Below are 22,076 nucleotides of genomic sequence, written 5' to 3' on the forward strand. Positions count from 1 at the left end.
ACCGGCCAGCGCAAGTTTTATTCAACGATGACGCCTTAGAACCACAAGCCTGAGATTCCGCACAGTGGAGAGTGGCACTCTTATCAGACAAGACCCAGTTCCTGATCATCCGGCCGAGCGGTATACTTGTCTTTCGGGGGCCAGGGTCGGCTCCGCCAATGAGGTTCAAACAAAAAACTGGACCGCTCCCGCCCCGTTGGCAAAGCCCCGTTTCCTGCCCCAAGGGCATAATCAAAGTAGAGTTTGACAATTTCTTCACGGCTGACTTGTTGCGCGGTAGAATGGTTCAGGCACGCCTCTTGCCAGCGCCGCACCCGATTATATTCTGGCTTAAATGGCAAGGAAAAATTCTCATAATAATCCAGAAACCAAAAGCGCATGAAAAATGGTGTAAAGACAACCTCTGCCAATCCAAAATCGTCAAATAGATAAACCCCTTCAGGATTATAGCGCATCAGAAAAGCATCAAACTCCCGATATAATTCGAGAAGCTTTTCTTCAAAATTCTGTTTTTCGTCTGGATTTTGGTTCATGACATACAGATACCCCGCCATGGCAAACGCATTTTCCCGCGCAATCAGCATACGCTCCACTGCTCGCTCATATGGATCGGAACGAGCGATCTGGGGTTCTGGAAACCGCTCTTCAAGGTAACGCAGGATGACAAGGCTTTCCTTCAGGATTAATCCGTCTTCGGTCTCTAAAACCGGAAGTGCAGTTGTCCCATTGGTTTTTTTTAACAAGGTCGTATCCCGCGGCTTTGTTATATCCACCACTTGAAACCGTACACTTTCCATTTGCCCTTTCAGGGTCAGTAGAATTTCGAGCCGTTGTGAAAAAGGGCAAACAGGAATGTGGTAAACAGTCAAACGTCCAGGCATGCGGAGCCTCATACTTTTCTGGAAGATATGGTCGATACGGACGGCATTTCGGCTGTCCGAATGCGGTACCGAAAAATTATGAATACAAATAACAGCATCGCCCCTACAGTCAAAAGTGAGCCAAGTTTCACCAGTGTTTCATCTATTTCCCGTAACGCAAGGACGATCCCCGGGATCATCAGAACAAGCCCAGCCGTCGCCATCCAAAAATGGACAGTCGAAAGAACGCTTTCCGCCGCTTTCTGCTGTACATGATAATAAAGGCCAAACAAGGCGAAACTTACCCATCCAAGAAGGTTCAAATGGGCATGTGCCGGATAAAGGGCATGATCGGCCGAGGCCGACATCTGAACCCCCCATAACATTCCGATCACTCCGGTTATGGCCCCAACGATAAAGAACCGAGACGCTATTCCTGTCATATCTCCCTCCTCCAAAAACAACTTCCATCTCAGTGTTGCTTATTTTATTATATTTATATAATGAATTGTTTTTATATATAATATAAATTGAATGAATATACACAAATTCGACCTTAACCTGTTGCGTGTGCTTGATGCCCTTTTGCATGAGGGTTCGACTGTGCTTGCCGGGCAGCGTCTGGGCTTGTCGCAACCTGCGGTATCTGCAGCTTTACGCCGATTACGAGAGGGCTTGAACGATCCGTTATTCGTTCGGCATGGTCAACATCTGCAACCCACTGACTATGCACGCGCATTGGAAATACCGATCAAAGAAATTCTGGACCAACTTGAAAAAATACTAGCGGGGCCGGCCCGATTTGCCCCCGCCCTTGCACAAGAGTGCTTCAAGCTATCGGGTTCCGATTTTTTTGCAGAAATACTCATGCCACCTCTTGCAGCCTTCCTATCAGATACAGCTCCTGGCATTCGAATTCAGCTGGTGGACTTGGTTCCGGATAATTATGTGGGAACGTTGGAAAAATATGAAGTGGATCTTGCGTTGATTCCTCAAACCCAGTTCCCTGAATGGATCAATTCCCAGCCGGTATTTCACTCGAGCTTTGTAGTCATCGCCCGAAACCGGCACGCCGCTCTTGAGGCCGCTCAAATAAAGCCGGGATCGACAATTCCAATGGCTCTCTTTTGTGATCTCGGGCATATTCTCTTTTCGCCGGAAGGAAAACTGAAAGCCATGGGTGATGCCGCATTGGCTCGTGTTAGACAGGAACGGACCGTCGTCATGACATTACCGGTTTTCTCTGGTGTCTGCCGTGCCGTTTCCAACAGCGATCATATTGCGCTGGTCCCGCGGCAATATGCAGAAGCAGTCGCGCCGTCTCTGGGCCTTGAAATATACAGAGCACCAATGCCGATGGACCCTGCGCTCATTAGCATGATCTGGCACAAACGTGCCAATAACAACCCAGCGCACCAATGGCTTCGCAAACAAATAGCCACAGTCCTTCTTCCTTTAAATCATGGAGAAAACCCTTTACCGGAATCGCCTCAATAGCGGGCTTTTCCTTTCTGGGTTATCGTGTTTTATTGATATGAGATCCTGGAAAAACCAGTCGGCAACAAAAGTCTTTGTCATGTGGCGCGCTTGGTTTGTTAAACTGCCTGCCATGATCGGAATGAGACATCTCCGTAGACTTTGTTTTTCGTCGGCACACCGCCATCAGCAAAGCCTACAAAACTGTGTCTGCTATAGTTCGTGATTGCATAGACCAACCGACGATGCGTCGCGAATACCAAATTAGGGCTCGCTATCTGATTTTGTAAGTTCAGTCTCGATTAAAAAGGTTCGGCGATCCGGTAAGGTTTTGAACAACAAACGGCAATCAGGGAATGTGACCGCTTCAGGAGTACTTAAAACCCGCATGTTTCGACCAGCTTGAGACGATCTCACCGCCGACTTATGGCTCCCTATTCGGGGTGACCGGCTTTGCGTAAACCTTCCATAATGTGATCAAAATCATCCGGTGCCAGGTTCCATTTATGCATTTCAGCGGCAACGGAAATATCTGGCTTCAGTTTGTTCATTTGCTCAAGCGAACGCGCCGCCTCCTCTCGGCCCAATTGCCCCAAAGCAGCCGCATTCAGGAGATGCGTCCAGTAAAAATCAGGCATGCTGATACGGGCAATATCGACGAGCATCTCTTCATAGGCGCCTTCATGATAATGGTACCGGGCACTAGCGAAATGATACCAACCCGGATGCAGCGGATTTAAAGCCTGCGCCCGTCTTGACAACTCAGTCCCACGATCAAACTCTCCCATATATGCGAGGAAATGACCAATATCGGCTAGAATTTCAGGATCATTCGGATTGAGGTCCAACGCTCGTTTAGCTTCGGCCTCGAACTTTGCGTTGTCTTTTTGAAAGAAATGGACAATCGCCAGCCAGCAATGAGCATAGGCATTTTCGGGATCAAGTCGGGTCGCGGTAAGCGCCATCGTCAAGGCACGGTTCACAGGATCAGGCCGCGGGTTAGCATCAAACCGATATTCCGCAAGATAGACATTGGCAAGCAACGCATATGCATCAGCATAATTCGGATCAATTGATATGGCTTTTTCCAGAAGATCGCGCGCCTCGGCATGCATCTCCTCGTTAAGGGTTGCGGTATAGCGCCGGGCCCGTAGCAGGCAATCATACGCGTCAAGGTTCGATGGACTTTTTTCAAGCGACCGCGTCAACGCAGCGTTTTGAATTTTAACGCCCAGGGAAGCAACAATCATGTGGGTCACGGCGTCCTGAACGGCGAACAGGTCCGACATTTCCCGATCGTACCGATCCGCCCATATGGAAACACCACTGGCGGCCTCAACCAGTTGAACGGCAATACGCAATCGTTCTCCGTCACGCCGAACGCTCCCATCAACAATGAAATCGGCCTGTAGTCTTTTGGCAATTTCAGGGACGCTCAATGACCGATCTTTAAACTGAAAGGACGACCCTCCGGCAATCACACGAATTTCGCTGAAATGAGTAAGGTTGAAAATAATGTCTTCGGTTAAACCCTCACAGAAATATTCATCAAGGCCGTTACTTGATTTCTTGAACGGTAGAACCGCCAGTGTTAGCATAACCGTTGCTTTGCAATGCATTACGTCAGACAGAGGCCAAAGCGGATCAGCCCCCGCGCTTTCGCTTGGTGCCGCGTTCACAGTTACCTCGCCGACAAACCTAAAACCGCGACGCGGAATGGTACGAATAAGGGTTTGGGCCTGCCCCGTATCCCCTATGGCACGTCTGAGGGAAAAAATGCGGCTGCTCAACGTGGTATCAGAAATTGCCCGCCCGTCCCAGACGGCACCGATCAGTTCATCTTTTGACACGACACGATCCCGGTTTTCGACAAGATGCTGAAGCAAACTGAAGACTTGGGGCTCTATGTCCAGTGCCTCTCCGTCGCGGTTGAACTCAATTTTCACCGTATCCAAATGGTATTCGCCAAACCGGTAAATCATTATTTAGCCCAATCATGACCAGAAATCATTGGAATCTGAATGTAATCTCAATCGTCTCTTCAAGCAATGGTTGCTGATTGCTCCTAAGGTCGGATGGTCAATCCTACCAAAAAAGGAAAAAACCATGTCCTGGTCACTAAGCGGTACTTATTTTGAAAGCTGTAACTGTAACGTTGTCTGCCCGTGTATTTTCTTGGGCCCGCCAACCACTGGTGAATGCACCGCCCTTGTTGGCTGGCATATTGACGAAGGCCATGATGAAGGGGTTTCGCTCTCCGGCTTGAATGTCGCTCTTGCGGTGCACACTCAAGGAAATATGGCTGAAAACCAATGGAGTGTCGCCGTCTATGTTGATGCGCGTGCCGACGAAAAACAGAATGCCAGTCTCATGAAAATTTACGGCGGTCAGGGCGGTGGACACCCGGCCCGTCTTGCCAGCCATATCGGCGAAATTGTTGGAGTCAGACAAGTGCCCATAGAGTTCACCGCGTCCAACGGCAAGCATTCCTTAAAAATACCCGAAATTGCACATACTGAAATCGAAACCAGCACCGGGCAGGAAGATGGACCAATTTCAATATCCGGCCATCCTTTATGTATTGCACCGGGACAAACCCTGACAGTAGCAAAATCCAATAGCTTTTCTTATGCTGATCATGACATGGCGTGGGAGTTTTCTGACAAAAGCGGTCTTTTCTCTCCGTTCAGTTATCAAAGCGAACAATGATGACCGACGGAGCAAAAGCCGGCACGGGTTCGCCCTCCTCAGCCGCCAGACTAGCCCTCATGACAACTGGTCCGATTGCCATTGCAATCGGCAGCTGGATCTATCTAGGGATAATGATTGCCGATATGTCTGCCATTCCGGGCATGTCGGCAATGATGATGAACCCCGCAATGCTCGATCCGCTGCAACTTTTCGGGTTGTTTTTAATGTGGGCAATCATGATGGCTGCCATGATGCTGCCAACTGCCGCGCCGATGATCATCGCCTATACGCGCATGCAGATGGTGGATCGGAATAATGGCGCGGGCTGGTTGCCGGTGTTTATGTTCTCAGGCGGCTATGTTGTCGCCTGGGCAGGCTTTAGTCTGGTGGCGGCAGTCATGCAGGCAGGCCTGACTGAATTTTCCGCGATGTCACCGATGATGATGAAGGTGGCCGCGGGTCCAATTGCCGGCACAATTGTGATCATCACTGGAATATATCAGTTTACGCCGCTCAAACAAACGTGCTTGCGTCAGTGCCAATCGCCGATCAGTTTCCTGATGACCCGTTGGAAAAACGGCAGCATGGGCGGGCTGAAAATGGGACTTTCGCACGGTTTGTTCTGTGTTGGCTGTTGTTGGGCGTTGATGGGATTGCTATTCGTCACCGGCATCATGAATACTGGCTGGATCATTGCCATCACCGCCTATGTATTGATCGAGAAAATTGTGCCCAGCCCCCAACATCTTTCAAAACCGATTGGGGCAGTTTTGATTGCCGTTGGGCTTTGGATGGTATTCTGAAACGACCAAATATCTCTCTGCCGGCACCATCAATACGGCGCTGGCAAACGGACAGCCGTCGCCGGACATACAAAGCTTGAACATGGTGTCTGGCGGGGGCTCGTACCGCCCTTACGGCCATCGATTAATGCACCAATATTCGATGCTGAAGGCCCGTCCAAAAATGTCTTGGTCACAAAAAGACCACAGGGCTCGCAAAAATTGTATATCAGATAAGCTTAGCCCCTTTCATCCTTTCACAACACTGGTAAAGTGGGAACATCCAAGCGTGATGACAGACAGGATACCCCATGAAAATTCAATGCCAGTGCGGCAAGGCTCAGGCTCAACTGACAGGCTTTCCAAGACACACACCCGGTAGGCTTGTATGTTATTGTAACGACTGCCAGAATTTTCTGAAAAAAATCAACCGTACCGATCTTTTGGATGAGTACGGCGGAACCGAAGTCATTCCAGTTTACCCGAGCGAAGTTGAAATTCTAAAAGGAAAGGAATTTTTGCAGTGCAATCGCCTTTCTCCGGAGGGACTAAACCGGTGGACGGCTAACTGCTGCAATTCACCCATTGCAAACACCAAATCCAATCTGCCGTGGGCGGGTTTAATGCACTCGGTATTTACGGTAGAGGATCCCAATTTTCTCGAAGATTTCGGCCCTATCCGGGCCCGGATCATGGGACAATATGCAAACAATAATCCACCTTATAAGATTTCTGACAAAATAGGCCTGTTGGATACGCTCAAAGTTCTTCCGTTCTTACTGAAAGGAAAAATTCTCAAAAAATACAAGAACTCACCGTTCTTTGAAGACGATGGCACAACACCAGCCTCGCCACCAAAACTGCTTTGATCGCTGGTCGCCCTTCTCTTCAAGGAGATAGGCCAAAAATCGGTATGTCCTCTATTATGGAAGCCGCAATTAGACAGGGCGGCACAATACTGGGCATATTCCCAAGGCCTATCGGTGATCAGAAATAAGCACGACTGAGTGTTCTACAATTCAATCAGAACAAAATACGGAAAATTCTCAAGCAGTTTGATGGCGGCGGCCGATCGCGCAAGGTTCAAACACACTATCGAGCGTGGCTTGCCAGCGAAATTGTCGCTGCCATGGGATACAAGACTATTCCATAATCCAGAGAAAGTTCAAAGGACCTGTGCCTTCCTTGAGATCGAGCATCTTCACGAGGTGGTGGGCACAAAAGCGGGCACACGACACGCGGATTACAAAATCTTAAATCTTTCGGAACAGCAAAAAAATTAATAATATCAATGGGATATTTGGTAGCGGAGGAGGGACTCGAACCCCCGACACGCGGATTATGATGCTCCCAGTACACAACTAAGGCATTGATAAACAACACTTCTTATAGAACAGCGGAGTAAATTACCGCGTGTATAGAACTCTAAGCCCTTGATATATGTTGACTTTTTCTGAAAGCAATTATTTGGAGCCTATAATGTGCCTAAAAAAGAGCCTAAAATTAGACAAATTCTCATAACGTGATACGATAATTAGGTTAATAGTGTTGCAACTAAAAACGGCAGACTACTTGCAACACGGTCTGCCTTTTTTGGTACATAATTCAAAATAATATGAAAAGAGAAATTAAATTTAGAGCGTGGGATAACATAAAGAAAAACTGGGCTGAAAACCCTTATCCCGTAGCTGCTCAATTTAGCACTCATGAGTTCGGATATGATGACGAAGATGGAAAATTTAGCATTTCTCAGTACACCGGCCTCAAAGACAAGAATGGTAAGGAGCTATATGAGGGTGATATTGTCATCTGGAAGCAGGCTGCGGGCGGAATTCTCAGCCCAGATACAATCTCTTACGTATGCGTCTTAGAGTGGGGAGCTTTTCACTCTTGGGAATGCAGACATTCAACCTCTGAAAGCAGATTTACGTTTTCATGTAGCCATATCGAAGCCATTGGTAATATCTACGAGAACTCAGAAAAACTTCAATAGTACATCCGACTAGTTCCCAGCATCATTGGTTACCACATAATTCGGATCGTGGAGCACAAACATATAAATGTAATGCGAGACAGCTTGCAAATACTCGCGACGGGTATTTACATCACCACCGCCGCCAATGTGTAGCGAACCAGATTTTTGTTTTTCCCAACTAATTTGGAGGTTGTCATACTTGTTACCAACGTGAGCAATATTGCTCTCAAAACCGTACTTATCACGAAGTTCTGATACGTCTACGCCGATCGCTTCCAATTTTTTCCGAACGTCAATCGGTCGCGGACTTTGTTCCTTATCGTACAAACTGGAAGAAGAAGGGTCTTTGCAGACTAGCCAATAGAAGGCGGTTGTTTCGGTCGCGCTGCGTCCACAATTACTTGCATCTAGGATCAGACCTCGTTCAGTTAAAATGACATACGAAAAGAGATGATTTAAAAACCTAGCCGTGAGCGCCATCTTGACGTTTCGATGATGGTTTTTTGGCGATTTTTCCAATTCGGCTAAGTGTTGGTCAAGAAACCCAAAGGCTTCCTTTATCGACTTGACCTCATTCTTAAAAGTTCGACGCGTCTCCAAAGACAACTCATTGGAGTGCCTATACAGCAGATCGAAATGGTATCGCCCTTTTTTCATTCCTAGAAAATAGCACATACTGGTAGTGCTAACCAAAGAATTTCACAACTTTTGAAAGTGCCTATCTGGAGCCTAACGTCTAGTCAAGCAAAGCGCAAAATCTATAATGCATTGATATATAAAGGAATTATTGGTAGCGGAGGAGGGACTTGAACCCCCGACACGCGGATTATGATTCCGCTGCTCTAACCAGCTGAGCTACTCCGCCACACGGTATATGAAAACATATACGAGGACACCCGAAGGTGTGTCTGGAAGCCGGTTTTTAGGGTCTTTTTACAGCGCTGTCAAGCGCGTAAATCAAGAAAATGCACGCTTATTTCGACGGCATCCCGTTTTTTACTTCTCAATTTCTTTTGGATGCCTATCCTTATACAAATCAAACTCAAAATTTTACCGAGGCAATCCGCGTTCATGGAGCAGTCAAAAGATTTTTTCGCGTCTTTGACGCCCGTTTCAGATTTCTCTGCCGTGACCCAGAATGATGCCTATACGCCTTTACCTAAAGACTGGATCATTGTTCTTGCCGATGTAAAAGGATCGACCAAAGCCATTCAGGAAGGCGCTTACAAGAACGTGAATATGGTCGGCGCGGCCTGTATCATGGGCATTCTTAATCTGTTGGATGAAACAGATCTGCCCTATGTTTTTGGCGGTGATGGCGCGACCCTCGCGATACCTGCCTCTTTTCGACAGGTCGCCGAAACATTTCTGATCCAGATCCGTGAGTTGGCCGCTGCCAATTTCGGCCTCAGCCTGCGAGTTGGGATCATCCCAGTGTCAGATATTCTGGATAAAGGGCATTCCGTTGATGTTCTTAAATATGAAGTAAGTCCGAACTTATTCCTTGCCATGTTCTCTGGCGGTGGCCTTCTGGAAGCAGATCGTCTGCTGAAGGATGAGTCCCCGGACAACCCCTATATCATTTCTCCCGAGGCGAAACCTGAAACCCCGCCTGACCTACATGGCCTTTCCTGCCGCTGGGAGCCCATTGTCTCGCGCAATGGCCGGATGGTCAGCCTGATGATTAACAGCCCGTCAGGTAGTGCGGACGAGAAATCCCGTTTATATCGTGACATTCTTGAAAAACTGAACAGCATTCTGGACCAGAGAGTGGCCGCCTTTCGGCCAACGACCGAGCAAAATCTTAAACTACGCTGGCCCCCGCGCGGTTTGTGGGCAGAAGCAAAGCTTACCGCGCAAAACCAGAATGTACTGAAGGTCTTTGCCGGATTGATCTGGCAAAGCTTTATCCATTACGTTCTGGATGCCTCCGGTAAAAAGGCAGGCAGCTATGACGGCACGGTTTACCGAACCGAGCTCATCGCCAATACTGACTTTCAGCGTTTTGACGACATGATCCGACTTGTCTTGGATTGCCGCGAAAATCAGATCGCTGCAATGGAAACGTATTTAGACGCGCTCCATGAAGAGGGGAAAATTGTCTACGGTATGCATCAATCAGACTCTGCCTTGATGACCTGCCTGATTTTCAACCTGGCGGAAGGCGCCCATATTCATTTTGTTGATGGCGGAGATGGTGGTTTTGCCCTTGCCGCAATAAACATGAAAAAACAACTGGCAGAGCTGGCCCGGAAGAAGGCGTCTACGCAGACTGAGAAACTGTAACCGGTGCTTCTGTTCCGGCAATCCATCCGCCGCCCAAAAGACGCTCCCCGTCATACATGACGCATGCCTGTCCCGGAGAAACGCCTGCTTCAGGATCCGCCAACCGCACTTCAGCCCATCCATCGGGCGCTCCGAAAACAGTTGCCTTCATAGGCTCTTGCGTCGAGCGCACCTTGACCATGACGTCTGTTCCCTGATCAGAAAGCGGAGTGTCGCCAATCCAATTCATCTCGCGCAGGGAAATCCCGGCGACAAGAAGGGCTTCGGGCGGACCAACAATCACACGGTTCTGAACCGGATCCAGACGAACCACATAGATCGGTGTCCCGGTGGCAATGCCCAGACCCCGCCGTTGCCCAATGGTGTAATTAATAATACCAGAATGCCGGCCCAGTATATTGCCGGCCAGATCAACAATGTCGCCCTCTTTGCCCGCACCAGGGCGGATCCGTTCGATCACGCTGGCATAATTTCCGTTGGGTACAAAACAGATATCCTGACTTTCCGGCTTCGCCGCCACAGACAGATTGTATTTTTCGGCAAGCGCCCGGGTTTCTTCTTTCGTCAATCCCCCGAGCGGAAAGCGCAAATAATCTGCCTGTTCCTGTGTTGTTGCGAACAGAAAATAGCTTTGATCTTTTATCGAATTCTGCCCGCGATAAAGCTTGGCATTTTCAAGCCCGCCTTCCCGGCGAATGTAATGACCGGTCGCCAACGCAACCGCCCCCAAATCCTGAGAGGTTTCCAGCAGATCGCGGAATTTAACAGTTTGATTACACCGAACACACGGAACCGGGGTTTCTCCGCGCAGATAGCTATCCGCAAACTCGTCCATTACGCTGTCTTGAAAGCGATTTTCATAATCCAGCACGTAATGGGGAATACCGATTGCATCGGCAACACGCCGCGCATCGTGAATGTCCTGACCGGCGCAACAAGCCCCTTTTTTCTGAACCGCAACGCCATGATCATACAGTTGTAGCGTGATCCCGACGACATCATAGCCCTGATCTTTCAACAGGGCAGCCGTAACCGAGCTGTCCACGCCACCAGACATGGCAACGACAACGCGGGTTTCTTCGGGTGCTGTATCAAAACCTAATGAATTCATGGCGCGCACTATAGGCCCCATTTAGCAGGATGCAAGTTTTCTGAGCTCAGACGTTATCGCTATCACATTTTAAGCCCCTTAAAGCCCCTTAAAGCCCCTTATCTGAGGAAATTTAAGAGACTAAGCCGGTTTACCTGACTCAGTACGTTATAGGACGCTTCCAGCGCAAAATTCTTCTGATTGAGATTCGTAATAGCCTCTGCCGCATCGACATCTTCAATATTACTGATAAAAACTTTTGACTGGTCGATCTGCGCATCCAAAGAAACAAGTGTCTCATCAACAATCTTCTGGTTAAGACCATTAATACCGCGTTTTTCAGCAAGATTTTTTACCAGATCTTCCAAATTCGCGATTTCACCGGTCAGGAAAGCCTGATCAGAAGCACTCAGCGGTGTTGATGCTGGTCCTGCCGGGCCGGCCGGAACCGGGGCTGTCGATGGAACAGTGCCATTTTGCCATAAAACGATGCGTTGAATGGCCGTCATGATTTCAAGGCCAACATCATCCGCCAGTATGCCCAGCTCGATCGACCGATTTTCATCAATTTTGATTGTCTTTTTCAAAGAGTTGTTTACGAAAATATCAGTTGGAGGCTCTGCCGCTGCCAGCAAGTCACTCACCTGCGTGATATTCAACGGCGACGTATCCTGTTTGGAGCCACTGAACAAATATCCTTCACTGGTCTGACTGTTCAGAAAATTCATCGTCGCCTCAAAGGCCCCTTCTATCGCCGCATCAAAGCCCAACGCCGTCGAAGAGTTAATCGCCCCGATTACAGCCTCCTTGACATCTGTTCCCGCCTTCTCAAGGCCGCCCAACGCCTGATCGTAGCTGAACAGGGTCGACTTTATGACACCGCTATTTTCTTTATGCTGCTCCAGGCGAGCAAGCAGCGATTTTGCGCCCGTCAGGCTTGCCGTATCCTGATAAATATCCTTGTAGAAGTCCGCGACATGACCCGTGGACACCTGTCGTTGAGCCTTGTTCGCGGCCTGCTGGTTCTGCAACATGTCATTTAACAGAAGCTGACTTTGCTGAAATGTTGAAACTCGTGTCATTTCTTTTCTCCTACAGGGCCCACTTAAACAATATTAAGCAGGATATCGTACATATCGCGCGCTGTTGTGATCACTCTAGCCGCCGCGTTATACGCATTTTGATACACAATAAGGTCTGCCAGTTCCTCGTCCATATTGACGCCGGAAATCGTCGCAAGCTTGTTTTCCAGCACCCCTTTTAACGCTTCTCGATCTGAATAAAGGCTGTCCGCACGGGCAGCATCCAGTCCGGCTTTGGCCAGAATTTGAGAGGCGTATTCTGACAGGGTAACATTTGATCCCGGCAGGCCACCGACGGTCCCAAAATTTGTTTTTGTCGATGTCAGGTTTTGAAATGCCAGTGCACCACGGTTATCAGAAAGAGTAATCGCCGGGGAGCCGGTTGGATCGATGTCGGCAAGTGCCATTGTCATTGGCAACGCCAGAATATCGGACCGCACGGTAAAGCCCAGCGCCTGATCTCCTGGAAAACGAAGACCAACACCAAACATATCGGGGAAGGATAAATTGGTAGCCCCGCGCACAGTTGAATCATTTGAAACAGATAATGTGTAGTTTTCGTAACCAGTTGCATAACTGATCTGAATGGAGCCGTCGGCGGCAAGCGATGCAGTTCCAGAGGAACCAAGCCCCGTATTTATTTCTGCAATCACATCGTTCATCGTGGCACCGATCGCGCCGAAATCCACCGTAAAAGTTGATGAATTTTCGCCGTTTGGACCCCGCACAATCATTTCAGTTGTACCGGTAAAACCATGGGCATCCGTGCCTGACAGGCCGGTTGCAAAACTGGATTCTACTGTTGCTTCAACAAGATCGTTCATTCCGAAAAAATGGGAAAAGCCTTTCCCGCCACGTTCTGAGGGCGTTGTTGCATCTTGCGCCATTCCAACGCCCGTTGCACCGCCTTGCGCGGTCATTGCCATGACCCCATTGGTCAGGGTCAAGGTTCCCGCGCCCAACGCACCATTTACTTCCGCCATTACATCAGCAACGGTGACCGTCCCGACATTATCAAAATCGACGGTGTAAGAGGCCGCAATATCATTATTGGCATCAAAGCTGTAAAAGGTCGCCTGCCCCGTAAATCCATGTGCATCAGTTGACAAAACGCCAGAATTCTTTCCGGTCAACGTTGCCGGTGGCGGTACGGCGATATTATCGTTATGAACCGCGTTGAACTGTTCTGCCGTTGCCGCAGCAAGGGTACCGATCTGATTATACAGCGACGGCAACTCCACATTGCGCATATCAAGCCAGCCACGCAGCGAGCCACCTGTCAATTCCGGATCCAGCGGCAACCCGGTTGGTTCAATCGTCTGCGTAATGGTGTCGTATATGTTCAGGGAAACCTGATCAAAAACTGTTTCTGATGTTACCGTCGCAGCTGCATCATAAACAAGCTGCCTTGGCTGAAAATCAAGCAATTGCTGACCCGCGTTGGTGACGATCGCAAGTGATCCATCACCTTGCGGATAGGTTTTAACATCAACGATTTTCGAGATTTGATCAATGGCCTGATCCCGTTGATCTTCAAGTTCCCCCGTTGGCTGCTCTCCAACGGTTGCAGAAACAATCTCCAGGTTCAGCTCATAAATTCTTAAAATGGCCTGATTAACTGTGTTGATTTCATTTTCAATGCGATTGTCAGCTTCTTTTCGAAGGCTCTGGATTTGCGTTTGCAATCGATTGGTTTCAATTCCAAAATTTTGGATCTCAGTCAGTGCTGCCGTGCGGGAAACTGACAAAGAGGGATCAACCGTCATCGCCGCAAACGACGTGTGAATGCTGTCCAGCTTGCCTGTCAGTGACGTATTTGCCGCAGGATCCCCCATAAGCGCCTGCAAATCGCCATAAATCTCAGACATTGCACGATATTGTTCTGAACCAGCCGTTGATAGTCTAAGCTCTTTGGTAATGAACTGGTCTGTCACACGCCGGACATCTTCAACATTTACACCAGAGCCGATACCATTCAGCACCACAGAGGAATACAGAACCTCTTTTCTGGAATAGCCTTCGGTTTGGACATTGGCAATATTGTTAGATGTGACGGACAGGGCCTGCTGATGAGACAGCATACCACTGACGCCAGAATTCATAATCGATGACAAGCTCATTTCAGGTTCTCCCGACTATTGGATCATCGCTAGGTAAAAAGATCCCCGAAATCTGTGTTTGACCGAAAATGTCATCCTGACGGCAGTTTTTTCCACTCTGAACAAACCGGACCCTTTCCACATCAACACATTGATTTTCATATCTTTTTTTCAAAATAAACCTATTTTCCGATCCATAGATAACGACACAAATGTCGCGCTTTGACCTTTACAATGCAAAGAAGATGCCAAATGGATCCATTTTGAGGAAACGCCAAATTTCCGCTCTTACACGCCCCTATATATAAAGAGTGAAAACGTGATTTCGGATGCGACATTTCCTGCCCGGCAGTTTTGGGCAATGATCCGGAAGTTTTTTCCCGCAACTCCCAAGCAGGACCACGTTTCTTTCACAATATTTTCCTGAGATGCCTGAAAAACTGCCAAATTCATTTTCTTTCAAAAACTGGCCCGCGGTTTGCATTAGTTAGGGCGAGACACAGACCGCAATAGGTAACTTGTAGAGAAAGTAAGAAAATGGATGTATCACAAACAGGAAAAAGTGAACGCACCCAATTTGCATGGGACATCGCCTATAAGAGTTCGCACACTGAAGATTTCTCCTCTTACATCAAAGAGGATCGAAACGCAGACGAACCTGTGCGTGAAGCCAAAGAAAAGCCAAGACATGACGATCGGTTGGAAGACGAACAGGATTATGATAGATCTGATGAAGATCGTGACCCAGATCCCACCGCCGCTTCTGACCAGCAGGATGTTAAAACCGACCCTGCTTATTCATCCATAGCCGCAGCCGCCCCAATAAATACGGAAAGCGCGGATAAATCAGCAACCTCTCCTGCAGTCGTAGCCACTGTAACGGGCGCGACAGAGAAAACAGCCGCCCAGACAGCAGCGACAGACGTTAAAGGTGCCCCATCCGGATCGGCGGAAAAAGCATCTGTCACCCCCGCCGCGCAACAGGGCCTGACGACCGGCACACCAGACCAGACCGCTGAACAAATGGCAGCGGCTTCCCAAAGCGAACCGACTGACAAAGCCAAAGGCCCGCAGAAAGCAGCTGAACTGGGTATGGCGGCCCAGGGGAACGCCGCAACAAACGCGCTGGCTGGAAATGCAGCCGCTGCGGCGCAGAAAAACAGCTCAAAAGCCAAGGGTGTTGACACAGGGACAAACCCGAATGCCGCATCTGCACCAGGAAAACAGAGCGATGTCCCGGTTAAAGCAGCCGCCGCTGACCAATCTTCTCCGGCAAAACAGGCTGAGATACCCGCTGGACCTAATAAAGAGCAACCCAACGCATTAGGACTATTGCGCGCTGACGAAATGGCAAAACTGTCCGAAAAGGAAGTTCTTTCAGCAAAAATCACTGAAATGCTCAACAGTGCGAAAGGAAAAGTCTCCCTGACCAGCACGCAGCCTCAAACAGCCGCGGGTTCGAATTCTACTTCACTTTTAAGCAACCAGACAGCCTTTTCAGCAACATCGGCCGCAACCCAAAATACTGCAAACGGATCCACGGCAATAGACACGGTAACGCAGGCTGCCCAGCAGGCTGAAACCCCCATTCACGTTCAAACTCCGACAACCGCCCCTGCTCCGATTAACCAGCAGGCATCAACGGACCCTTCATTAACAGGGAATTCATCCGTGCAGGGCGCCGCCATTCCAGGTGTGGAGGCCTCGTCGAGCAGTAGCAATAGTCAGGCGGCCAACAGTGCCCGTGCGACAATGCATGGAGGAAGCCCTGCTGAGCAGGTTTCCAGACAAATTACCGCCGCCGTGAGAGAAGGAAATGACACTCTTAAAATCCAGCTCAACCCGGCAGAACTCGGCCGCGTTGATATCAAACTGGAAATCGCACAAGACGGCAGAATTCTAGCGGCCATAGCAGCCGATAATCAGGACAGCCTTGATCTACTGCAACAAGATTCAAAGGCCTTGGAAAAAGCTTTGCAGGACGCTGGATTTGAAACCAGTGAAGACAGCCTGAGTTTTAGCTTGAACCAGCAACAACACCAGGACCGTGACTTCGATACCGCGCGAAACAGCGACACAGATGGAACGGAGCCTGCATTGGAAGAAACCGAAACCAATCCAACCCCTCAACAAATTGCAAACCAGCTGAATGACGGCGGTTTGGATATCGCGGTTTAAGATGCGGATCCGGAAACAGGAGCAACGTTTATGAATATTTCCGAGGCAAATGCCCAATACTATAACGAGGAGTCGAAGGCGGGCCAATCTGCGGTCAAACTTGCCGATAACTTCGATGACTTCCTGACCCTGTTGACAACACAGCTGCAAAATCAGGATCCGCTGAACCCAACAGATTCAACTGAATTTACCAATCAGCTGGTTTCCTTTACGCAAGTTGAGCAAAGCATTGCGTCTAACCAAAATCTGGAAGCACTCATTAATCTGCAGTCGATCAGCCAGCAGAATAATGAGGCAACCATTCTTATTAACTATCTGGGTAAAACCATCGGATCGAACCTCAATATTGCAGGGCTCGACGAAGGTGAAGCAACCTGGAATATGGAGTTTGGCGCAACCGCAGACGAAGTCTCTTACTCGATTTACGATGAAGCGGGTAACAAGGTTTATACCATCGATGACACGGATGGTGTGGGCAAAGGACCAAACACCTTCACATGGGATGGTACCATTAACGGCGGCGGACAGGCCCCGGAAGGTACTTACTTCCTAACCGTCGATGCCAAGACTGAGGGCGGCAGTGTTCCTGACGTCACCTTTAACTTCAAGGGACTTGCAACAAGTGCAGAAACAGTCAACGGCGTTCCCGTACTGATGGTCAATGGTCTTCCAATCGGACTTTCAAATATCACCTCTGTTGAGGTTCCAGATTCATCAGGAGGAGCATCCTGATGTCATACACATATTTAAAATTGCTTATGGCAGGCAAGCAGTATTCTAAAGGAGTAAAAAAATGAGTCTTACAGCAGCAATGTTTTCCGGTGTATCCGGCTTGGCAGCACAATCCATGTCCATGGGAATGATCTCAGACAATATCTCCAACGCCAATACAATTGGCTATAAGGATACGCGCGCTGTTTTCTCTACCCTGGTAACAGAAAGTGCAACAGCAACAACGTATAGTCCGGGCGGTGTTACAGTTCACCCGACATCCCGTGTGGATCACCAAGGGCTGGTAACCGGATCGTCCAACAGTACCAATATGGCCCTCGCGGGTCAGGGGTTCTTTGTTGTGCATACACTGGCCGACACCACTCAGTCTGGCGGTAACTATCTGTTTACCCGCGCAGGAACGTTTGAGCCGGATAGTGAAGGTCGCCTGAGAAATGCACAAGGTTACTATCTGCAAGGGTGGGAAATTGATCCAAACGGTAACATTCCAACCAACCAGTCAGATCTATCTGCATTGGAGCCGGTAAATGTTTCAGGTTTGACCGGTAACGCCGAACCAACCTCTACAATTGGTTTGAAAATGAACCTGGCAAAAACTCAGGCCAGCTTTGGCGCGGGCTATGTTGCCGGTGACATGACAAGTGGAGCAACGACTCCTCATTTCGTCCGTTCTTTCCAGGTCTACGATAGTGTTGGCGCGGCTCATTCTGTCAGTTTTAATTTCCTAAAAACGGGAACAGGTGCAACACCGAACGAATGGACTGTGGAAATCACCGCGGATCTTGACGAGGACGGCACAGAAGATGTTTTGTCCACAGAGGTCGTGTCCTTCAACACAGACGGTACTCTTGATCTTTCTTCTGGTAATACGACCCAGACGAATACGATTACAATTCCGTGGGCGGCTACATTGGGTATTACAAGCCCGCAAAACATCACCCTTAATTTCGGGTCAGATGATCAGTCAGATGGCTTCACCAGTTTTGCAGGGAACTCAGAATTGGTTTCATCAGAAGTCAATGGTGCGCTTTTCGGAGCCTTTAACTCTGTATTTATTGATGAAGAGGGTAACGTTATCGCGAAATTCGATAATGGTACATCCCGCTATATCTACAAAATACCGGTCGCGACCTTCCCCAATCCTAACGAGTTGACCAATAAGGACGGGAATGCGTATGACGAAACCCCAGAATCAGGAACCTTCACCCTTCGAGAGGCCACGCTTGGCGGTGCCGGGCGAATAATCTCCTCGGCAACGGAGGCCTCCACAGTCGATATTGCCGAAGAATTTACCCGAATGATCGTCACTCAAAGGTCATATTCAGCGGCCAGTAAAATCATTACAACAGCTGATGAAATGCTTGAAGAGCTGATCAGAATTAAACGATAATTTTTAACTTATTGATTTTATTAATGTTTCGCTCCCTAACGTCAGAAAAAGGGAGCGAAACAAAAAATTAACCAACCTCTTTAGCGGTTTGTTAAATCCACGGCGGTACATTGGCCTCATAGGAAGTTAAGTCGGAGCAAGGTAGCGCCAACATGCAGTCCCAAACTGACATAAAAATTAGCCAGATCATTGGATTGGACGGAAAGCCCATGACAATAGAGGATCTGCCACCAAAGAACACGAAGAGGTGGGTCATTCGTCGTAAAGCAGAGGTCGTGGCCGCTGTTCGAGGCGGTTTGATCAGCCTGGACGATGCGTGTAATCGGTACAAACTATCGGTTGAGGAATTCTTATCCTGGCAGAAAGCTATTGATAAGCACGGCCTCCCCGGTTTACGGACAACCCGTTTACAGCAATACCGTCCCCCCGGTTTTCCAGTAGTGGGCGATTAACCTCGCCCATTACCATACCGAATTCATCCGCAAGATTACAACCCGGCGTCCAAACGTCGGGTTTTTTGCGTTTATTTTACTTTTCTAATTCAAACACTTACACAGATAGGCAAAAATTTCCTGTTACTGGGCAAATATTGCCGCTTGTTAACGTTCTGTTTATCAAGTCAGTCTAAATTCCGTTCTTGAGGATAGTCTTCGACGTCAATACTTTTTGCTTATAGGTGCCCGCGTGAACGGTTTAAACCAATTACTCCAAAGCCTCGGAACAGTGCGAATAGCGATACTTGCCGGTGTCGCTGTTGGTTTACTCGCATTAATAATGTTCATGGCAACCAGAATCAGCAGCACAAATTACGAACTATTATATGGGAATTTGGAAGCTGAAGATTCAGGTGCGATTGTCAGTAAGCTTGAAGAATTGAATATTCCTTATGAATTAAGCAATAACGGCCGAAGCATTTTAATTCCGTCGGATCAGGTTTCTCGTATTCGCCTGCAAATGGCACAGGACGGTGTTCCAAACGGTGGTTCAGTCGGATACGAAATCTTCGACAGTTCAGATACGTTCGGCACGACTAACTTTGTCCAAAATGTTAATCTTATTCGCGCTTTGGAAGGCGAGTTGAGCCGGACCATTCGTGCGATGAAAAATGTCTCCGCTGCGCGGGTACATCTGGTTTTGCCTAAAAGAGAAGTCTTTAGCCGCGAAAAACGCGAAGCATCAGCCTCAATCGCGCTTAAGCTAAAAGGCCGTTTGATGGAAGAACAGGTTACTGCCATCCAATATCTTGTTGCAGCAGCCGTCCCAACGCTGAACACCAACCGTATTTCAATCGTTGATGATCGCGGAAATCTGCTTGCGCGAGGCGATGGCAAAGATACCCCCGGCAATGGAATGGGCAGTCAGACTGATTATTTACGAATTACCCATGAAAGCCGCTTGAAAGACCAGATCGAGTCACTTCTTGAGCGCTCCCTTGGGAAAGGCAACGTGCGCGCAGAAGTCAGCGCCGTCATTAACTTTGACCAAAGAACAGTTCAGTCTGAAACCTATAACCCTGATGGACAGGTTGTTCGCTCGACACAGGTCGTCGAAGAAACCAGCTCTGCCAATGAAGGGGAAGGCGGAAATGATGGTACCGTAACGGTTGCCAACAATCTTCCAGAAGCAGACGCTGGAAATGGCGGCGGGACGACTAGCCAGAATTCAGCCAGCCGAACAGAAGAAACAGTCAATTACGAAATTTCTAAGACCGTAACGACTGAGGTTCGTGAAGCCGGCCTCATTCAGCGGCTTACCGTAGCTGTTTTGGTGAACGGGCGCGCCGCCGTCGATGCTGACGGCAATACGACCTACGAGCCGCTGGATAATGATGCGCTTGAACAGGTTTCCGCGTTGGTCAAATCTGCAATCGGGTTTAACGAAGAGCGCGGCGACGTGGTGGAAGTGGTCAATATGCCCTTTGTGCAGATCCCAACCGAAATTATTGAAGGCGACCCAGCGGAAGAAGAAATCTTCATGGGTTTGAACAAAAAAGACCTGTTCAAAATGGGGGAAATGGCTGTTCTCGCAATCGTCGCAGTCCTTGCATTGTTGCTGGTTGTTCGCCCGCTTCTTAATCGCGCACTGAATATCGACAGTACAGCTGATCCGCTTATTGGCGCCGATGGATCAATGGGAGCCTTGGCTGGCGCCCTTCCCGGCGGTGGTACTGCCGCCCTCCCGGGAGGTGGGGTCGCAGGAGTTGATGGTGGCAATGTGCTGACTGGACCCGACGGCGAAACCGCCCTACAGTCGGAAACGCTGACAGAGCTCGACGAAATGATCGACATGGCCAAGGTTGAAGGTCAGGTAAAAACATCAGCCCTTAAAAAGGTCGGTGAAATCATTGAAAAACACCCAGATGAAGCGGTCACAATTGTTCGCAGCTGGCTCTACCAAGACAATTAATTCAGGACAGAATTATGGCTATCTCAGATATTAAACAACTTTCAGGTCCCGATAAAGCTGCCGTCCTCATGCTGGCGCTTGGTGAAGAGCATTCTGCAACCATCTGGAACCGGTTGGATGATGAAGAAATCAAAGAAATTTCACAGGCAATGTCTTCATTAGGCACGGTTCCAGCTGAAGTTATGGAAGCTCTGTTTATGGAATTTGCAGGCAGCATCTCGTCAACCGGTAACCTGATCGGTAACTATGAGGCAACGGAGCGTCTTCTGCTTAAGTCGTTACCAAGTGACCAGGTCGAAGGTATTATGGAGGAAATCCGTGGACCAGCTGGCCGAACCATGTGGGACAAACTGGCAAATGTGAACGAAGCCGTCCTCGCCAACTATTTGAAAAATGAATATCCGCAAACTGTTGCTGTGGTCATGAGCAAAATCAATCCAGATCACGCGGCCAAGGTTCTGGCGACACTGCCCGAGGACTTTTCGTTGGAAGTGGTCAACCGGATGCTTCAGATGGAGTCTGTCCAAAAAGAGGTTCTCGATAAAATTGAAGACACCTTACGCAGTGAATTCATGAGCAACCTTGCCAAGACCAGTAAAGCTGACAGCCATGAGATGATGGCTGACATTTTCAATAACTTTGACCGCAACACGGAAGGCCGTTTCATTGCTGCCCTGGAAGAGAGAAACAGAGATAGCGCAGAAAAAATTAAAGCGCTGATGTTCACCTTCGAGGATCTGTTGAAACTGGATCCTGCAGGTGTTCAGACACTGCTTAGAAATGCAGACAAAGACCGTCTTGGCATTTGCCTGAAAGGTGCCTCTGATGCAGTAAGGGATCTGTTTTTTACCAATATGTCTGAACGTGCCGCAAAAATCCTGCGCGAAGATATGGAAGCCATGGGCCCTGTTCGTCTGAAAGATGTAGATGAAGCACAGATGGAAATTGTCTCTGTCGCGAAGGATTTGGCAGATAAAGGTGAAATCATGCTCGCCGATAGTGGCGGTGATGATGAGCTGGTTTATTAAG

19 protein-coding genes and 1 tRNA gene are annotated in these 22,076 nt (G+C 48.7%); 12 read left to right on the plus strand and 8 right to left on the minus strand.

The window, feature by feature from the left end:
- Nucleotides 1–83: 83 nt before the first annotated feature.
- Together ACJAYR_RS04515 and ACJAYR_RS04520 are read right to left on the minus strand one after the other, a co-directional pair.
- Complete coding sequence (locus tag ACJAYR_RS04515; protein WP_415235490.1) at nucleotides 84–881, minus strand: glutathione S-transferase family protein; 798 nt, start codon at nucleotides 879–881, stop codon at nucleotides 84–86.
- An 8-nt stretch (nucleotides 882–889) separates the two neighbouring features.
- Complete coding sequence (locus ACJAYR_RS04520) at nucleotides 890–1,303, minus strand: hypothetical protein (RefSeq protein ID WP_415235491.1); 414 nt, start codon at nucleotides 1,301–1,303, stop codon at nucleotides 890–892.
- Nucleotides 1,304–1,394: 91 nt separating this feature from the next.
- Between ACJAYR_RS04520 and ACJAYR_RS04525 the strand changes: the two genes are divergently transcribed.
- Nucleotides 1,395–2,357: a LysR family transcriptional regulator gene (locus tag ACJAYR_RS04525; protein WP_415235492.1), complete on the plus strand. Its 963-nt coding sequence runs from the start codon at nucleotides 1,395–1,397 to the stop codon at nucleotides 2,355–2,357.
- Between the two features lie 413 nt (nucleotides 2,358–2,770).
- On the opposite strand, the gene ACJAYR_RS04530 is transcribed toward ACJAYR_RS04525, so the two are convergent.
- Nucleotides 2,771–4,318 carry a winged helix-turn-helix domain-containing protein gene (locus tag ACJAYR_RS04530; RefSeq protein ID WP_415235493.1) on the minus strand — a complete coding sequence of 516 codons (1,548 nt, stop codon included), beginning with the start codon at nucleotides 4,316–4,318 and terminating at the stop codon, nucleotides 2,771–2,773.
- 124 nt (nucleotides 4,319–4,442) lie between these two features.
- Between ACJAYR_RS04530 and ACJAYR_RS04535 the strand changes: the two genes are divergently transcribed.
- The 4 genes from ACJAYR_RS04535 (at nucleotide 4,443) to ACJAYR_RS04550 (ending at nucleotide 7,802) form a co-directional block, all read left to right on the plus strand.
- Nucleotides 4,443–5,045, plus strand: a complete 603-nt coding sequence (locus ACJAYR_RS04535; RefSeq protein ID WP_415235494.1) for a DUF1326 domain-containing protein — start codon at nucleotides 4,443–4,445, stop codon at nucleotides 5,043–5,045.
- Complete coding sequence (locus tag ACJAYR_RS04540; RefSeq protein WP_415235495.1) at nucleotides 5,042–5,830, plus strand: DUF2182 domain-containing protein; 789 nt, start codon at nucleotides 5,042–5,044, stop codon at nucleotides 5,828–5,830. The genes ACJAYR_RS04535 and ACJAYR_RS04540 overlap by 4 nt, the downstream gene beginning before the upstream one ends.
- A gap of 290 nt (nucleotides 5,831–6,120) precedes the next feature.
- Nucleotides 6,121–6,678 (plus strand): DUF6151 family protein, encoded by a 558-nt coding sequence (locus tag ACJAYR_RS04545; RefSeq protein ID WP_415235496.1) that lies wholly within the window; start codon nucleotides 6,121–6,123, stop codon nucleotides 6,676–6,678.
- Nucleotides 6,679–7,424: 746 nt separating this feature from the next.
- The gene (locus tag ACJAYR_RS04550; protein WP_415235497.1) at nucleotides 7,425–7,802 is read left to right on the plus strand and encodes a YopX family protein; all 378 of its coding nucleotides are present in this window, start codon (nucleotides 7,425–7,427) and stop codon (nucleotides 7,800–7,802) included.
- A gap of 9 nt (nucleotides 7,803–7,811) precedes the next feature.
- Here ACJAYR_RS04550 and ACJAYR_RS04555 read toward each other — a convergent pair whose 3' ends face one another.
- Both ACJAYR_RS04555 and ACJAYR_RS04560 read right to left on the minus strand, forming a co-directional pair.
- Nucleotides 7,812–8,384 carry a hypothetical protein gene (locus tag ACJAYR_RS04555; RefSeq protein ID WP_415235498.1) on the minus strand — a complete coding sequence of 191 codons (573 nt, stop codon included), beginning with the start codon at nucleotides 8,382–8,384 and terminating at the stop codon, nucleotides 7,812–7,814.
- 188 nt (nucleotides 8,385–8,572) lie between these two features.
- Nucleotides 8,573–8,649, minus strand: a tRNA-Met gene (locus ACJAYR_RS04560).
- Nucleotides 8,650–8,855: 206 nt separating this feature from the next.
- On the opposite strand from ACJAYR_RS04560, the gene ACJAYR_RS04565 reads away from it, so the two are divergent.
- Nucleotides 8,856–10,070, plus strand: coding sequence for a DUF3095 domain-containing protein (locus tag ACJAYR_RS04565; protein ID WP_415235499.1), 1,215 nt, complete (start codon nucleotides 8,856–8,858; stop codon nucleotides 10,068–10,070).
- On the opposite strand, the gene mnmA is transcribed toward ACJAYR_RS04565, so the two are convergent.
- The 3 genes from mnmA to flgK all read right to left on the minus strand — a co-directional run bounded on the left by mnmA (nucleotide 10,048) and on the right by flgK (nucleotide 14,362).
- On the minus strand, nucleotides 10,048–11,181 hold the full coding sequence (gene mnmA / locus ACJAYR_RS04570) for a tRNA 2-thiouridine(34) synthase MnmA (RefSeq protein ID WP_415235500.1): 1,134 nt from the start codon (nucleotides 11,179–11,181) through the stop codon (nucleotides 10,048–10,050). The two genes, ACJAYR_RS04565 and mnmA, sit on opposite strands and share 23 nt — an antisense overlap.
- 98 nt (nucleotides 11,182–11,279) lie before the next feature.
- Nucleotides 11,280–12,242 (minus strand): flagellin, encoded by a 963-nt coding sequence (locus ACJAYR_RS04575; RefSeq protein ID WP_415235501.1) that lies wholly within the window; start codon nucleotides 12,240–12,242, stop codon nucleotides 11,280–11,282.
- 23 nt (nucleotides 12,243–12,265) lie between these two features.
- Nucleotides 12,266–14,362, minus strand: coding sequence for a flagellar hook-associated protein FlgK (gene flgK / locus ACJAYR_RS04580; protein WP_415235502.1), 2,097 nt, complete (start codon nucleotides 14,360–14,362; stop codon nucleotides 12,266–12,268).
- A 516-nt stretch (nucleotides 14,363–14,878) separates the two neighbouring features.
- Here flgK and ACJAYR_RS04585 point away from each other — a divergent pair.
- The 6 genes from ACJAYR_RS04585 to fliG all read left to right on the plus strand — a co-directional run bounded on the left by ACJAYR_RS04585 (nucleotide 14,879) and on the right by fliG (nucleotide 22,075).
- Nucleotides 14,879–16,519: a flagellar hook-length control protein FliK gene (locus tag ACJAYR_RS04585; RefSeq protein WP_415235503.1), complete on the plus strand. Its 1,641-nt coding sequence runs from the start codon at nucleotides 14,879–14,881 to the stop codon at nucleotides 16,517–16,519.
- 30 nt (nucleotides 16,520–16,549) lie between these two features.
- On the plus strand, nucleotides 16,550–17,251 hold the full coding sequence (locus ACJAYR_RS04590; protein WP_169542888.1) for a flagellar hook assembly protein FlgD: 702 nt from the start codon (nucleotides 16,550–16,552) through the stop codon (nucleotides 17,249–17,251).
- A gap of 61 nt (nucleotides 17,252–17,312) precedes the next feature.
- A complete protein-coding gene (gene flgE / locus ACJAYR_RS04595; RefSeq protein ID WP_415235504.1) occupies nucleotides 17,313–18,641 on the plus strand; it encodes a flagellar hook protein FlgE in 1,329 nt (442 codons plus the stop codon).
- 152 nt (nucleotides 18,642–18,793) lie between these two features.
- On the plus strand, nucleotides 18,794–19,093 hold the full coding sequence (locus tag ACJAYR_RS04600; protein WP_169542890.1) for a DUF1153 domain-containing protein: 300 nt from the start codon (nucleotides 18,794–18,796) through the stop codon (nucleotides 19,091–19,093).
- 232 nt (nucleotides 19,094–19,325) lie between these two features.
- Nucleotides 19,326–21,047 (plus strand): flagellar basal-body MS-ring/collar protein FliF, encoded by a 1,722-nt coding sequence (gene fliF, locus ACJAYR_RS04605; protein WP_415235505.1) that lies wholly within the window; start codon nucleotides 19,326–19,328, stop codon nucleotides 21,045–21,047.
- 14 nt (nucleotides 21,048–21,061) lie between these two features.
- Entirely contained in the window at nucleotides 21,062–22,075 is a 1,014-nt protein-coding gene (gene fliG / locus ACJAYR_RS04610) for a flagellar motor switch protein FliG (protein WP_169542892.1), read from the plus strand.
- Nucleotide 22,076 lies beyond the last annotated feature (1 nt).

The organism is Sneathiella sp. (genome assembly GCF_047631475.1).
Classification (GTDB): domain Bacteria; phylum Pseudomonadota; class Alphaproteobacteria; order Sneathiellales; family Sneathiellaceae; genus Sneathiella.